The sequence below is a fragment of the Paraburkholderia sp. GAS334 genome, assembly GCF_050436625.1.
In the GTDB taxonomy this organism is placed as follows: domain Bacteria; phylum Pseudomonadota; class Gammaproteobacteria; order Burkholderiales; family Burkholderiaceae; genus Paraburkholderia.
The window spans coordinates 1-15,075 of the sequence record NZ_JBNDMO010000059.1 but is presented as its reverse complement, the minus strand read 5'-3'; the positions used below and the strand labels follow the sequence as shown (position 1 = coordinate 15,075).

At 59.7% G+C, this 15,075-nt stretch carries 12 protein-coding genes and 2 pseudogenes; 7 read left to right on the top strand and 7 right to left on the bottom strand.

The features are described from left to right. Nucleotides 1-209 precede the first annotated feature (209 nt). Nucleotides 210-644: pseudogene (locus P3T21_RS37270) on the top strand (IS110 family transposase); the annotation flags it as partial. Between the two features lie 154 nt (nt 645-798). On the opposite strand, the gene P3T21_RS37265 reads toward P3T21_RS37270, so the two are convergent. Both P3T21_RS37265 and P3T21_RS37260 read right to left on the bottom strand, forming a co-directional pair. Beyond that, nucleotides 799-1,140 (bottom strand): hypothetical protein, encoded by a 342-nt coding sequence (locus P3T21_RS37265; protein ID WP_429260860.1) that lies wholly within the window; start codon nt 1,138-1,140, stop codon nt 799-801. Nucleotides 1,141-1,143: 3 nt separating this feature from the next. Next, nucleotides 1,144-1,941, bottom strand: coding sequence for an alpha/beta hydrolase (locus P3T21_RS37260; RefSeq protein WP_429260859.1), 798 nt, complete (start codon nt 1,939-1,941; stop codon nt 1,144-1,146). Nucleotides 1,942-2,168: 227 nt separating this feature from the next. On the opposite strand from P3T21_RS37260, the gene P3T21_RS37255 reads away from it, so the two are divergent. Beyond that, nucleotides 2,169-3,116, top strand: coding sequence for a pseudouridine-5'-phosphate glycosidase (locus P3T21_RS37255; protein WP_429260858.1), 948 nt, complete (start codon nt 2,169-2,171; stop codon nt 3,114-3,116). Nucleotides 3,117-3,385: 269 nt separating this feature from the next. Here P3T21_RS37255 and P3T21_RS37250 read toward each other — a convergent pair whose 3' ends face one another. Both P3T21_RS37250 and P3T21_RS37245 read right to left on the bottom strand, forming a co-directional pair. Next, nucleotides 3,386-3,793 (bottom strand): nuclear transport factor 2 family protein, encoded by a 408-nt coding sequence (locus P3T21_RS37250; protein ID WP_429260857.1) that lies wholly within the window; start codon nt 3,791-3,793, stop codon nt 3,386-3,388. A gap of 372 nt (nt 3,794-4,165) precedes the next feature. Continuing rightward, the gene (locus tag P3T21_RS37245) at nt 4,166-4,876 is read right to left on the bottom strand and encodes an SDR family NAD(P)-dependent oxidoreductase (RefSeq protein ID WP_429260856.1); all 711 of its coding nucleotides are present in this window, start codon (nt 4,874-4,876) and stop codon (nt 4,166-4,168) included. A gap of 22 nt (nt 4,877-4,898) precedes the next feature. Here P3T21_RS37245 and P3T21_RS37240 point away from each other — a divergent pair, with 22 nt between their 5' ends. Together P3T21_RS37240 and P3T21_RS37235 are read left to right on the top strand one after the other, a co-directional pair. Next, the gene (locus tag P3T21_RS37240) at nt 4,899-5,921 is read left to right on the top strand and encodes a LysR family transcriptional regulator (protein ID WP_429260855.1); all 1,023 of its coding nucleotides are present in this window, start codon (nt 4,899-4,901) and stop codon (nt 5,919-5,921) included. A gap of 545 nt (nt 5,922-6,466) precedes the next feature. Next, nucleotides 6,467-6,670 carry a hypothetical protein gene (locus tag P3T21_RS37235; protein ID WP_429260854.1) on the top strand — a complete coding sequence of 68 codons (204 nt, stop codon included), beginning with the start codon at nt 6,467-6,469 and terminating at the stop codon, nt 6,668-6,670. A 1,337-nt stretch (nt 6,671-8,007) separates the two neighbouring features. Here P3T21_RS37235 and P3T21_RS37230 read toward each other — a convergent pair. Then, nucleotides 8,008-8,094: pseudogene (locus P3T21_RS37230) on the bottom strand (DUF2818 family protein); the annotation flags it as partial. Beyond that, nucleotides 8,094-9,563, bottom strand: a complete 1,470-nt coding sequence (nuoN, locus tag P3T21_RS37225; protein WP_429260853.1) for an NADH-quinone oxidoreductase subunit NuoN — start codon at nt 9,561-9,563, stop codon at nt 8,094-8,096. The gene nuoN and the pseudogene P3T21_RS37230, both read right to left, overlap by 1 nt. 344 nt (nt 9,564-9,907) lie before the next feature. Here nuoN and P3T21_RS37220 point away from each other — a divergent pair, with 344 nt between their 5' ends. The 3 genes from P3T21_RS37220 (at nt 9,908) to gltS (ending at nt 13,220) form a co-directional block, all read left to right on the top strand. Beyond that, nucleotides 9,908-10,657, top strand: a complete 750-nt coding sequence (locus P3T21_RS37220) for a carbonic anhydrase family protein (RefSeq protein ID WP_429260852.1) — start codon at nt 9,908-9,910, stop codon at nt 10,655-10,657. Nucleotides 10,658-10,776: 119 nt separating this feature from the next. Then, nucleotides 10,777-11,994 carry a Na+/H+ antiporter NhaA gene (nhaA, locus tag P3T21_RS37215; RefSeq protein WP_429260862.1) on the top strand — a complete coding sequence of 406 codons (1,218 nt, stop codon included), beginning with the start codon at nt 10,777-10,779 and terminating at the stop codon, nt 11,992-11,994. Next, nucleotides 11,916-13,220 carry a sodium/glutamate symporter gene (gene gltS / locus P3T21_RS37210; protein WP_429260861.1) on the top strand — a complete coding sequence of 435 codons (1,305 nt, stop codon included), beginning with the start codon at nt 11,916-11,918 and terminating at the stop codon, nt 13,218-13,220. Before nhaA ends, gltS begins: the two co-directional genes overlap by 79 nt. 315 nt (nt 13,221-13,535) lie before the next feature. On the opposite strand, the gene P3T21_RS37205 is transcribed toward gltS, so the two are convergent. Then, a complete protein-coding gene (locus P3T21_RS37205) occupies nt 13,536-14,147 on the bottom strand; it encodes a hypothetical protein (RefSeq protein WP_429260851.1) in 612 nt (203 codons plus the stop codon). Between the last annotated feature and the right edge of the window lie 928 nt (nt 14,148-15,075).

Here is a 15,075-nt window from a genome sequence, read left to right as displayed (position 1 = left end):
CGCCCGTACTGCAGACGTGATGCGGACGGATGTCCGTTCGGAATTGGAAAGCGGCCGTTGCCAACACGGTGACCCGAATGACGGCTCGGGGTCGACTCCGGTCCCAGGCTTCGCTCGCAAGCAATGGGATGGACGCCCCCACCCGAAACGGCATCAGCGTGCCAAAGTGGAGTTGCGTATCAACCACTTCACAGACGGGAGCGCCCATCATGAAGGCTACAACCATTGGCTTCGATCTGGCAAAGAACGTGTTCCAGGTTCACGGTGTTAGCGGGCACGGCAAGATCGTGCTGAAGAAGCAAGTGAAGCGCGAGCAGATGACGATGTTCTTTGCGAATCTGGCGCCGGCACTCGTTGGCATGGAGGCATGCAGTGGTGCCCACTACTGGGCACGCAAGCTGCAAGGCATGGGACACACCGTTCGATTGATGGCGCCGCAATTCGTCAAACCGTACGTAAAAACGAACAAGAACGACGCAGCCGATGCCGAGGCGATCTGTGAAGCAGTCGCTCGACCGAACATGCGATTTGTCCCGATCAAGAACGTCGAGCAGCAAGCGGTGCTGGCACTGCATCGGGCACGCCAAGGCTTCGTCAGCGCACGCACGGCACAGGCCAATCAGATCCGTGGCCTGCTCAGCGAGTGTTATGTCGGGCTGCAGCCGTGCGGACGAGAGTAGCGCGCCATTGACATATCCGATTCCACGGTCGAAGGCTGCTGGTCCTCAATCAGACAGATAGTCTCTTTGGGCGTGGCGACCTTCGGACGGACGCGCGGGTATCGTCGCCCTGTGGCGATCACCGCCCGGTCAGCATCCGGAGGATTTTCTGCACGACGCGCTCATGCTGCTCCAGCGCCTCATCGAGCGTACGTGCTCCGTAGCTCCGGTTGTCTCGCGCTTCCATTCCGGTGACGCGCGTCACGAACAGCGAAGCCTCCCCGGTTTTCGGTTCGGACAGACCGCGGAAGCGGGTCGTGACCGTCACACCGGATTCGTCCAGCAGCGTGCGACGAAAGATCAGTTCGTTCTCTGTCATCCAGCGCGACCACTCGCTGCGGTCGGACACCGCGACAGGCCTGTTCTTCGCATCGAGGACATAGAAGCGTTCCCTGCTGGACGGGACGGAGCGTGATTTCATATTTCAATGCGAAGGCGTGAGCAGGAAGTCGATCGCCTCCCGCCACCAGGTTTCGTCGACGCGGCCCATCCAGTCGTTATGTTCAGCCGCCTTCACCACCATGAGTTGTCTCGGTTCGGCCAGAGCGTTGTAGAGCGCTTCGCCGAAGCGCGGGGGGACGATGCTGTCGCGTTCCGCAACCACGACGAGAACAGGGCGGCCGAACGACGCCAGGTGGGTCACGCTGTCGTATCGGTCGCGCAGCAGCCACTTCACGGGCAGCCACGGATAGTGGTAAGCGGCGACGTGCTCGAGCCGATCCCATGGGGTGATGAGCATCAAGCCAGCGGTCTTGTCGCGTTCACGCGACCCGGCCGCGGCCACCACGCCGGCCCCGAGCGATTCGCCGATGAGCAGCAGCGGCGCGCCATAGAGGCGATGCGCCAGCGCAATGGTCTTTTGGGCGTCAGCGACCAGACTCTCTTCGCCCGGCGTACCGTCGCGTGGCCCGTAGCCTGGATATTCGGCGAGGATCACGCGCAGCCCGAGCCGGGTGAGCACTGCGGCGTAGAACGAACGGTGTCCGGCATGCCCCGCATTGCCATGAAAGACGATGACAGTGGCGCGCGCAGATCCGGCCGGCTCGGCCACGAGGCCCAGGAACGCCTCAGGTGTCGGCCAGGCGCGAAGTCCGCCGGAAACGACGTCCCCGGTTGCAGCTTTCTCAGGGAAGTAGATAAAACGATCCTGCAAGATGGCGACTCCTGCGAACACAATCAGGCACGCAATGGTGAGACGCAGCATCATCCCGGTGAATTTCATCGCCTTGAGCCCGATCCTTCGAACTTTTCCGTAGCGCACCCAGTTTAGCGTGCATTCGCGGCCGCTTATGTCGATGCGTGTCGTCGCGAGCCTCGCGCTGACGGCGCCGGGACGGACGGCTCCAAGGCAACAGGCAGGTGGCAACGACGCCCCGTGCTTGCACAGCGAACCGTGGACCAGCCTTGTGCTGCATACTTAAGCGAAATCACACCGCCGAAAACGTCGACATGGTTGCGGACCTTGCACACTCGTGGTTGACCTGCAGCGCACCTGTGGCCGCTGCCCAGGCCGCCGGCCGCCCGCTCGTGGCGCTGGAATCGACCATCATCGCTCACGGTATGCCCTATCCAGAGAACGTCCGCACTGCGCGCGAAGTGGAGGCCTTGATCCGTGACCTGGGAGCCGAGCCCGCGACTATCGCACTGATCGGCGGGCGTATCCGCATCGGCCTTTCGAACGACGAACTGGAACTGCTCGGCCGCTCGGACCAGGTACACAAGGTCAGCCGCCGCGACCTGCCGGCCGTGCTGGCCGGCGGCGGACTCGGCGCCACGACAGTGGCTGGCACGATGATATGTGCCGCCCTGGCCGGCATTGAGGTTTTTGTCACCGGAGGCATTGGCGGCGTGCACCGGGGCGCGCCGGAAACCTTTGACATCTCGGCCGACCTGCAGGAACTGGCGAAGACCTCGGTGGCGGTGGTCTGTGCCGGTGCGAAGTCCATCCTGGACATCGGGCTCACGCTGGAATACCTGGAAACGCACGGTGTGCCGGTGCTCAGTTGCGAGCAAGACAATTTCGCTGCGTTCTACACGCGCGACAGCGGCTTTCGTGCGGACTTCAGGCTGGACGACGCGGCGGAGCAGGCACGCTTCATCCGCACCAAGTGGGACCTGGGCCTCGTGGGCGGTGTGGTGTTGAGCACTCCGGTGCCGGAAGCGGCAGCGATGACGTTCGAAGAGATCGACGCGCTGACTCAGCAGGCGCTCGCCGAGGCCACGGCGCAAGGAATTACCGGTAAGGCCGTGACACCCTTCCTGCTGGCTCGCATCAAGGCGCTGACGAGCGGACGCAGCCTGGCGACAAACATCGCGCTCGTGAAACACAATGCCGCGGTGGGGGCAAGGCTGGCGCTGGCGTTGGCACACGCAGAGCGCGGGACAGGCGCGGCGTAGCCACCGGAGGCGTCCGTTCTCTACCAAACTTCGCGTCAGCTTCCAGCGACCGCTCCTGGCGTGCGCCGTGCAAAGGCGGCGCTTTCCAGTGTGCAAGTCCCACCCGGCAACCGCCAGCTTGCGACAGTCACAGTCAGAGCGACGGCGAGCGGCCTTGTCGTTTCATCATTGGACCGGGAAGCGGCCGGTCGGATTCCATCAGTCGGCAACACGCCAAGAATCCGGAGGGACAGGTTGGTGGATAATCGCCTGGCTTGTTGAGTGTTGTGTCAATCTTTCAGATGAGTAAATTTGTCTTTTGTTGCCACGTCTCGACGGCTGTACTTCCAGGCGCCGTTCTCGCGCTTGAGCCAATCGTCATAGACGCAAATGTAGCCGTCAAGGGTACCGTCTTTTTTCGTGAAGAATTGCAGATAGCACTTTTGACGAGCATTTTCGCCGTCGACCGAAATAATTTCGTTGGTTGTGAGGTGATACATAGTCCCGAACGTTGCGATGCACGTAGGAACGAAAGCCTCCAGTTGTTCGGTGCCTTTTGGTTTTGCTCCGCCGATCGCAGCATTGAAGGCTCCGTCGGCTGTAAAGCAACTTGCCCATGCAACAGCGTTGCCCTCGTCGAGCGAGAAGTTGTATTTTGCGTTTAATGCCTTGATTTCCTGAATGTCACTAGATGCCATTTTAGTCACCTCTATAAAGGTTATTGAATTCCCTTGCGGCAAACAGCTCATACACATCAGTCTCGCGATCGCCGAGGCCGACGAGCTGGGTCTGCGCGCAGCGCGGCTTTAACGCGCACAGGTGCGCTAGGCCTTCGAGCCACTTGATAATGCTTCGGCTTTACGACGATCTTACGGAAATGGTGTAGACGTCGCAAAATCCGGATCTTGCGATTCGCTGCAAAGCGCTCATTCCGGCCGCTTCTCAAAGACATCTTTCACGATTGGGAGTGACCTTACCCCGCCGAGTGCACCACCCGTAAGTTAGCTGGCTCGCCCGTTTTCGGTTGATGCAATTGCCGGAACTGGTCCGGCGCCCGAATGTCCTGGTGCTTAACGGCCGGCACTCTGGCCGCCGTCGACGTGCAGGATTTCTCCCGTCACAAACGGCGCAGAATCAAGGTACAGGACCGCGTTGGTGATATCGCTCGTCTCGCCCATGCGGCCGAGCGGATGGAGGGCATCGAGCATGTCGTGATATTCCGACGGGTGCATTGGAGTCCTGATGACTCCCGGCGCAACGGCATTCACGCGAATACCTTTCCTGGCGTACTCAATCGCCAGTGACTTCGTGGCGGCGTTCAGACCTCCCTTCGTCAGCGCAGCCAGTACCGAATACACACCGCTGATCGCCTGGTCCACGACGCTCGCGGTCACACTAACCACGTGGCCGCTCGAATGCTTTTCCATTTCAGCGATGGCGAGTTGCGTGATGTAGTAGAACCCCGACATATTCACATTCACCACAGCGGCATAGTCTTCCTTGGTGTTTTCCGTGAAAGGCTTGCCAATGTAAATGCCGGCGTTATTCACCAGCGTGTCGATCCGGCCGAACTTTGCGACACCCTCGGAAATGACACGTTGAGCGGTTGCGGGATCGCCGATATCGCCGGCAATCGTCAGGATGTTCGGATCTTCCGATGGCTTGATCGAACGTGAGGTTGCGACAATGCGGTAGTCGAGTTTGCGAAACGCCTTGACGACGTCGGCACCAATGCCTTGCGATGCGCCGGTAACGACGACAACCTTTTGTGACGTGCTCATGCTTTACTCCAGGAAAACGTAGATGTCTGGCTTGATGCCGATTGAGCCGATGGCTCTGTTTATCGCCTCATCCTTGCCTGAATCGAATATTGATTCATTTGCGTCGAGAGCGGTAGAATGGCTGGATGACTTTCAGTTATTCTCTCCGCGAATGAATGACAAGCTATCGACCCTCCAGTTGTTCGTACGGGTTGCCCACACATCGAGTTTCACCAAAGCTGGCCGGGAATTGGGCTTAAGCCAGCCGTCGGCATCGCGGCGCATTTCGGAGCTTGAGGAGGAAGTCGGCGCTGCGCTATTCGTGAGAAGCACGCGAGCCGTTAAGCTGACGGAAGCGGGTACCGATTACCTCGCCCGCGTTGAAGCGATTCTCTCCGCGCTAAATGAAGCAGACGACGCTGCGCGAGGAACCACGGAGCTGCGAGGCCATCTACGCGTTGCCTTGTCGACCAGTTTCGGGGTCCGCGAGGTCATCCCGCGGATAGGACGGTTTATGAGCGCGCATCCGGCTTTGCACGTTGACTTGCGAATGGAGGACGATCGGCAGGATCTGATCGTTGAAGGCGTAGATGTGGCGTTTCGCTTTGGACCGCTGAAGGACTCGAATGCCACCTCAACGATGCTTGGGCGTTGCCCGCGGATACTGGTCGCCTCACCTGACTATCTGGCCAACACGGGAATGCCGGTCGAGCCGGGCGATCTGGCCGATCATAGCTTCGTCATGGGTCCACCGGGTGCCGGAGTGCGAGGATGGACCTTTGAGAAGGGGGGACGCCGGGTCATGGTCCGTGGACAAGGACGTCTGACTATCTCCCTGAACGAAGCGACCACGGCTGCGGCCGTTGCCGGCCTTGGGATTCTGGCCACAGGGTCCTGGGGGTGCCGTGCCGAGTTGTGCGATGGTCAGCTCATCCGTTTGTTGCCGGACTGGACGGTCGAGCCAATTGAAGTCAACGCCGTTTATCCCGCTGCCCGGGCCGCCCGGCCGGCCGCCCGAGCGCTTGTTGCCTACCTCGCCGACGAACTGAAAGCGATCTCGGTCTAGCGGTGGATTTTGCCGCCAAACCAGACCTTTGCTTGCCAGCTCGCGAGATATCAGCAAGTTTCGCTTTGGTTCATAGCGCCGACGCCCCTGCGTTACAAGCCATGCCGCCGATTTTTCTGTCCAACGCGGGGAGGGCTCGACGGTGCTGCACTCAGCAACGCGATCGCGAATTCTGCCGGTTTTATGAATCCGCGAGGCGAGGCTTCGTCAAAGATAACCGCGGGGTTGTATTGTCGTTCCCGGAGCACGACTGTGCCCATCCTGACGCAGGCTCGCTTCAACATCTTGTGGAACGGTCGATCACGGGACCTCTTCAATCACGATAGCTGCACAAGCTCGCGTCGCGTCGGTCCACTCCGCGGTTCCTTCCCTCTAGCCTTGTCCAACGCCCACCTGCAAGCGTCGTCGTGCGCTTACATGGCGGCAGAAAAGGGGTCGGTCTACGACGTTGGTGCTACTCGGCGCGCTTGTTCAGTCGGGGCACCAGGATATGTCTGAGCAGGCCGCAATCGTGCGGTCCAGCAAACCACTATGCCAGGTATGAAATGCCAACAGCAGCAGAGGGGATTGCCGAGGGGTTGACCATCGGAGTCGTCAGGGCAAAGGCGCGGATCGACGCGGCGGTGTTGCCGGGCGTCGACGTGACGAAGGCACGTCGTATTCTGGCGCTCCTGGAGCAGGAGCTTCTGGACGCGAAGAAGCGCGTAATCGACGAATTCCATTGCGTGCACAGCAACCCGCATGCATAGCGCTCGGGGTCGACCGGAGAGCAGGCACGGCAGGCCGCTTTCGAGCGGCTATTTCTTCGCACATCACTTGATTGCAAACTCGAATCAAGGCCAGGGCATTCCGCCGATTGGCGCGGTACTGAACGAATCGACGCGATGAAGTGGCGCACGCAGGCGTCGTCCGACTACGGCGAGCTGAAGAACCTGTCCGACCCCGTGCCGCGGCCGGTCCACATACTGCGGACTGTCGGTCACCACACAGGCAGCAGGCTTGAACGTCGGTGTCATTCTTTCCGCGTCTTCGGTTGTTCAGGTTGCGGGTCACGTCCGCGTTGCGTCGGTGCCCTCGTACACGCATCCGGGGGCGTCACATTGGTCACGTCGTCGCAGCAGCACGCATAGACCGGAAACCCGTACGCATTCGTGCCGATGATTTTCGTTGGCCCGTGCAGCGGGCACACTGCGTTCATGTCGTCTCCTTAAACTCATGATCGACCGGCTCGACCTCGTAGACGCGGCTCGTCAGTTCGGGACGACCCAACACAGGTTCGACTCGTCGATCACGTCGGGCGAGGTAGCCCTTGCCGGTCCGGCGCTCGAGGGGGCGCCTGAAAACGATCCACAGCAATATTCTACGACGCTCTCCACGTCGTGAAGGCACGATGGAAGTATGGCGCAAATGGCGTCCGTTCACCCATCCAAAGGTACGACGTGACCGATTCGAACAGACTTTTAACGACCGCAGAGGCAACGGCGATGACCGGCCTTTCGAGGTTGAAGCTGTATTCCCGTGCTCCTCGCCGGTGTCAACTCGCGACGAAGGGGCATTCGGATATCGGTCGAGCCTTACGTGACAAGCATTTGCGCGTCGCGAAGTCAATGTGTCACCAGCCTGGTGAAACGAGTGGGCGTGTTACTCGCGCAGCTTCCGACGCCTGATCAACGGGATCGGAGCGAGACAGCGCGGTCGGCTGCGGTCCTCTGCGTGGGACAGCAGTCGGCCATCTACGGCCCTTCGTCCGTTCCTTTAATCGTTCGGTTGAACGTCGACTTTGCCCCAGTTAGCTGACTGTCAAGCACCGACAAAGCTCGTCAAGTCATCGGCGCGCCGGTGACCTTTGCCTCTACCGGGGTGTGCGCTTCTGGAACGCGTCGCACGATCGAGGCCCGCGCATATCGAAGCCAGGGTGGAGAATAAAAGACTGGAAACAGGCGTCACGGTGCTGCGCCATTGACACGCCGGGATCCGTTCGACCTTCTACGAGTTTCCACGATTAGCGAAAACTTTCCCTGAAATCCAGTTCTGGCGCTCTCCTTAGCACCCGACCAGTATAGCTTCGTGTCCAGCGCACAGGGTTCACTTCAGCGAAGAGCCGCTGATTCAGGAACGGCATGTTGGTGCCGACGAGCGCCAACAGCACGATGAACCAGCCTGCCACCGACATCAGCGCGGCAGTGTATCCGAGATCGCCTGCAGGCAGACCGTCATCAGCGGACCCGGAACGATGCCGAGCATCAGCACGGCCACGCCGTTCAGCGCAAGCAGCGTTCGGTTGCAGGCGCCGGCCGAGATTGGCGTCGTGTCCTGCGGCGCGTCGAAGTACATCAGCTTGACGATGCGCAGGTAGTAGAATGCACCGACCAGCGACGTGATCACGGCCAGCACCGCGAGCCATGTGAGGCCGGCGTTCACCGTCGCTTCGAGCACGGCGAGCTTCGCGTAGAACCCGACCGTAGGCGGAATGCCGGCGAGCGAGAACATCATCACCATCATCACGAAGGCGAAGATCGGGCTGCGTTGATTCAGACCTTTGAAGTCATCGAGCGTATCCGCTTCGAAATCGCGGCGCGCCAGCAGCATGATCACGCCGAACGTGCCTGTCGTCGTAACCAGATACACGATGCTGTAGAACGTCGCCGAACCGTACGCGCTGGCGGCGCCACTGGCCTTGCCGTCGACAACTCCCGCCAGCAGGCCCAGCAGCACGAACCCCATGTTCGAAATGGCCGAGTACGCGAGCATCCGCTTGACGTTAAGCTGGACGATACCTGTAATGTTGCCGACGATCATCGACAGCGCCGCCAGAATCACGAGCATTCCCTGCCAGGCGACCGCGAGCGGCAGCAGACCCATCACGAGGAAACGCAGGCCCCACGCGAACGCCGCGACCTTCGGGCCACCGCCGGTGAGCAGCGTCATTGCGGTCGGCGCGCCATGATAGACGTCCGGCACCCACATATGGAACGGCACCGCGCCCATCTTGAATGCAACGCCTGCGACGATGAAAATCACGCCAAACAGCAGCACGGCATCGTTGATGCGGCCCGAAGCAACCGCCTTCAGTACCTCGTTCAGTTGGAGCGAGCCCGTCGCGCCGTAGAGCATTGAGATGCCATACAGCAGGAAACCCGTAGCCAGTGCGCCGAGCACGTAGTACTTCATTGCCGCTTCGCTCGATTGCGCGGCGTCGCGGCGCAACGCGATCATTGCGTACAGCGACAGCGACATCAGCTCGAGACCGAGGTACAGCATCAGGAAGTGGTTGCCCGAGATCATGATCAGCTGGCCGAGCAGCGAGAACATGCCGAGCAGGAACACGTCATCGCGGAACAGGTCGCGATCTTCGAGATATCTGCGCGAATAGACGAGCGAGACAGCGAAGCCAAGCGACACGACCGCCTTCATCACGCTGGCGAACGAATCGATCACGATCATCCGCGAGAAGAAATAGTACTGATGCGAATCGAATGATTGGATGGCGAACCACACGCCCGCCGCGGTCGACGACAGGAGCGCGACGAGGTAAGTAAGACGCCGGATCGTTGCTTCGGAGCAGAAATCTCCCAACCGGGAGGCGATCACGATCGCGAGCACTACCAGCGCGTCGGGCAACAGCACATGTGCGTCTTGCATGATCTTTAGGGCTCTCATGAAATTAGGTGAGTTAAGCCGCATGCGAATTGATCCAGGAGAAGTCGAGATCAGCCTATCGCGACAGGCAAAAATTCGAGGAGCCATCGCATCCCTCCGGGCCGATCGATATTTTCGTTGCACGCGACGGGCGGTGACACACCTCCCTATATAGGACCAAAGTCCAATAGTGTGTGAGTTTCACTAAAAATATCATGTGCTTTGGGTTATTCCAGAAGCAGCCGCGGGACGGCCGAATACCGTGCGACATCGCGCTCACCGCACGTTGTGATGTTTAACCTGACGTCGAAAAGATGATCGCGTGGCGATTATTCATGGAGAATGGCATGCACAAAAAAGCTGCTTGTTGTCCGGTCGACGCCTCCAACGCCGGAAGACGTGCGGTACTGAAGACTGCGCTGAGCGTCGCGGCCGTTGGGCTGGCGGGAAGCATGGGAGGCGTTGAATCGGCTTACGCGGAGGCGCTATCGAAGTCTGAGCGAGATAAGCTGACGCCAGACCAGATTATCGAGAACTTCAAGCAAGGAAACAGACGTTTTCGCTCGGGGAAGATGTTGTCTCACGATTATTTGGCGCAAAAGAGGGCTACTGCCGGCGGGCAATATCCGGCCGCTGTGATCTTGAGTTGCATCGACTCCCGGGCTCCGGCCGAAATCGTCCTTGACACGAGAATTGGAGATACTTTTAACGCGCGTATCGCGGGCAATATCGCTAACGAGGATCTCCTTGGAAGCCTGGAGTTTGCCTGTGCGGCGGCCGGCGCTAAAGTTATATTGGTTATGGGACACACTGGATGCGGGGCAATCAAGGGCGCCATTGATCACGTTGAACTGGGAAACCTGACCGGTCTCCTGGCTAAGATCAGACCGGCTGTGGATGAAACGCAGTACTCTGGTGACAGAAGCAGTAAGAATTATGAATTTGTCGATGCGGTGGCGAAAACCAATGTTCGACACACGATAGACGCAATACGGAATGGCAGTAGCGTGCTGGCCCCGATGGAGAAGGATGGAAAACTAAAAATTGTTGGAGCGATGTACCACATAAACAATGGGGCCGTCGAATTCCTGGTCTGAAAATGGAGGTGGCGCATGCGCTAGCCCTGCGTAAGCGCCCATCGGGACAGTTCCATGCCACTAATGCCGGCCGGGAAACCCGCATCCTTTACGAGTTGATGCGCTGACAACGGACGGGCATCGTGATCGACAACGCGTTTCGCAAGACCACCGATGGAATCTCCACCTTCCTCAAACTGGAATCGGCGGGCGGACTGCTGCTCATGGGCGCCGCAGTACTCGCGTTGATCTGCAGCAACTCGCCGCTTCGACACGCGTACGACGATCTGCTGAAGATCCCCGTGGAGGTGCGCTTTGGATCGTTAATCGTCGCGAAGCCGCTGCTACTGTGGATCAACGACGGTTTGATGGCTATCTTCTTTCTCCTGGTCGGGTTGGAGGTCAAACGCGAGGTAATTGAAGGAGAGCTTTCCACTCCCGCACAGGTCGTGCTGCCTGTCGTCGCTGGAGTCGGCGGAATGGTAGTGCCCGCACTCATCTACTTTCTTATCAACCGTGGGCATGGCGCGGCCTTGAATGGCTGGGCCATTCCAACGGCCACTGACATTGCATTTGCGCTAGGCATTCTTTCGCTGCTCGGCAACCGGGTGCCGGCGTCGCTAAAAATATTCCTCACCGCAGTGGCGATTGCCGATGATCTGGGCGCGATCGTTATCATCGCGCTGTTTTACACAGCCGATCTTTCCATCCCGATGCTCCTTTTCGCGGCCGTGGCAATTGCAGTGCTGATTGCCTTGAACCTGCTGAAAATCACACGAATTGCACCTTACGTTATTGTCGGCGTGATCTTGTGGGTATGCGTGCTGAAGTCCGGCGTTCACGCAACGCTCGCAGGCGTTGCGCTCGCTTTCGCCGTGCCGTTGAGGACGAAGGACTCGCAAGGCCACGCTCCGCTGCATCAGCTTGAACATAGCCTCCACCCTTGGGTGGCCTTCGCCGTTTTGCCGATCTTTGCTTTCGCCAATGCCGGCGTCTCGTTCGCTGGCGTGACCCTCACTGCGCTGGCAGAGCCGCTGCCGCTTGGCATCGCCGCAGGTCTCTTCGCAGGAAAGCTCGTCGGCATTTGCGGGGCGAGCGCCGTGCTGGTTGGGCTCGGTTTCGCAAGGCTACCCGAGGGCGCTAACTGGCCTCAGTTGCTTGGCGTCGCTGCACTGTGTGGTGTCGGCTTCACCATGAGTCTGTTCATCGGCTCACTCGCTTTCGAAGGTCCCGAATATTTCACTCCCGTCCGGCTGGGCGTGATCACGGGCTCAACGCTATCGGGCGTGACGGGCTATCTCCTTCTCAGGTTCGTGCGGGGTCACTCCGGAACAACCTCATCGAACAGGACTCACTAGCCGTTCGTTCAGGTACGGATAGGCATCATGAGCCTCGACACGCTGGAAACGCTGATGGCCGCGTCCCTCGTTCTTCGCTCGGGCGGCAGATCCTTGCCCGGGTACGCATACTGCGAACTTACAGCATCCCCGAACCGGTTGTCGGCGGGTTACTTGTAGCGCTGCTGGCTTTTGCGTTACGCAGTACCTTTCGCATCGACGTGCGCTTCGACAAGGCACTTCAGGCGCCACTGATGCTCTCTTTCTTTGCCACCATCGGTCTCAACGCAGATCTGGCAAGCCTGAAAGCGGGTGGGCGTTCGCTGATTGTCTTTCTCGGTGCCGTGGTCGGCTTGCTCGTGATGCAGAATGTGCCCGGCATCGGCCTCGCCCTGGGCATTGGGGCAAGAGCGCATTCTCGGCCTGCTCGGGGCGTCGGTGACCCTCTCAGGCGGCCACGCCACCGGTGCAGCCTGGGCCAAGGTGTTCGCGAGCGTCACGGGCTCCAGGCGGCGACGGAGATTGCGGTTGCCTGCGCCACGTTCGGCTTGATACTCGGGGGATTGATAGGCGGCCCAGTCGCGCGTTTCCTCATCACGCACTACGACCTTGTTCCCAGCCCGAAACCCGATGTCGCAGGCGCGACCGGTTTCGAGCAACCCGAAGCGGTTCGGCCGATCACGGCGGACGCCGTCATCGAAACGGTGGCGCTGATTGCCGTGTGCCTCGCTATCGGCTCGGCGCTCGCATCCAGGTTGACTGACACAGCGTTCGAGCTACCCGCGTTCGTGTGTGTATTGTTCGTCGGCGTGGTTCTGCGCAACGGACTCGCCGTGCCAGGCTGGTATCAGGTCTTCGAGCGCGCAGTGTCCCTGCTCGGCAATGTCAGCCTCGGGCTCTTTCTCGCGATTGCGCTGATGAGCCTGCGCTTTGGGGACCTGTCCTCGCTTGCGTTGCCGCTTCTCGCACTCCTGGTCGTGCAGGCGATCGCTATGGCTGGCTACGCCATTTTCGTCACCTTCCGGGTCATGGGTCGCAACTATGACGCTGCGGTGCTCGCCGCTGGACACTGCGGTTTCGGCCTCGGGGCCACGCCGACCGCGATCGCCAACATGCAGGCCATTACGGATCAGTTCGGTCCATCTCATCGTGCCTTTCTGGTTGTGCCGATGCTGGGCGCGTTCTTTATCGACATCGCCAATGCGATCGTCATCAAACTGTTCCTGCTGCTGCCAATTTACGGGTAAGCGCGGGCCCGTTAGCCGCCACGCAAATCAAGTGTATGGGGCGCGAACAGGCTGGCGACCGGTGTGCGAACTCACACTGAAACGGAGCGATTGATCCGGTCGGCCGCGAGATCACCGGAATGGCTTGTCGTCCATCGCAATGACCCAATCCCGGAGAGTCCGCGTCGCTTTCCAAAGCGCACATGATGGGGAGAAGAGTTAGCCGCCAGGATGTTGTCCGCGGCGGTTGTCGCGGACAAGACGTGGCAGCGGTTTGTAGTCACAAACCGACGTGGCAAACGCCGGCGACCCGACAACGAACCGGCTCAAGCCTGCTCAGCGTACACACGACACGTAGCCGACATGCGAATCGTAGTAAACGCTTACTCGACCATCGCTTGGATTGACCACCTTGTGGAAGCCATTGCCGGCGAAGGTGTGCGACCAATATGTGCTTGCGCCTCCCCAGCCATAAAGGCCACCTGGATAGCGCGAATCGTTTCCTGGCGCGACGATTGCGTATCTGTTCGCCGTAGCCGTACCGTTATCAGTGCTCGCGTACGCGAACAGCGCTTTCAACTCTTCGACAGTGGGCAGTCGCATATGCCGCTTCGTGCAGTGGTACAGCGCGTCGTGGTAGTCGTATCGGACGATCCGGGCTCCACTGAACGTGTCTGGGGCGTTCCTTTTCGCGCGTGCGATTTTCTTCTCCCAGGGATAAGGGGTAGTTACAGGGCGGCTAAAGCAGGTGTTTTCGTGAGAGAAGACGGTCGTGCCCCCGCCTACCATTGGATACATCCCCTTAGCCATGCAGATTCCTTCAGTGGCTACCACTGCGTCCGCCAGTGCTGCCGCGTATGAAAGACCCGAACTCGCAACCGATATTGCAGTTAACAAAACGCGAAGCAGCACAAAATTCAGATGCCGCTTTCCGCTGGTGAAAGTCATGGGAGTCCGATATTTGTGTTCATGATTAATCAAGTGGACCCGACCGGGTTACGTCGCAAACCGGCTCAGGCCTGGCAGCGTCGGCCGCAGCCCAGATGAAGCCGGAACGCTGGCCTCCTTATAGGTCAAGCTAGTCCCGGAAATCGACGAAGTAAACGTCTTTTTTGCTGGGGCTAATGGCTGATCACTCTTCTAACCAGGTTACCAGGAAGTGTCGCCCGAACGGCAGTTCCTGCCCGGGTCCGGTCTAACGTCCGCGTCGCTCCAGAGTGGACCGTTGTCAAGACTGCGTCGCCCCCGGCAACTGGTCGGTAGGGTCGCTGATGAGAAGACTCCCGCCAGTGCCGTGTTGAACGGCTGCTGGTGCTAACGAGAGCCGACAGGAAACGGCTACGCGGTTCGCCCGGATCACGCGGCTTCGTGTCCGCGTTATCGTCACAAATATGGCCCGTGGCAGCGTTGCCACGGAGCGTCCCACCGACGTTACTTCGCTTTGTCGGAGTGCATCATAGCTCCAGCTCCCAGCAAGGCACGTTCATTCGCCATAGCTGGGTCGTTTCCCAGGCCGCCTCGGGCCACTCCCCGATTTCCGATCTTCAGTCTTCCTGCACATCACTCGGCACACTACCTGCGTGCTCACAGTCCTGCGGACAAGAGCAGGTGTCGAACAAGAGGTACAACCCTCCACGCTGATTTCCCGAATGTCCGCTCCACGCCTGTTAGCTGATGGCTGCGAGTCTGAAGGTCGAATGGCTCTTCAGGGTCGAACTGAGCCGGACGGAGGCCGAGATGCCACTGCCTCTTCATCCACTCAGCATCGGACCGTGTTCGGCCCGGGATCGGACGTTTCGCTAGACGAACAGATCGCGGGACTTAACTCGGTCGTACGCGCCGGGAAAGTCCGGCACGTCGGCGTCAGCAATTTTAA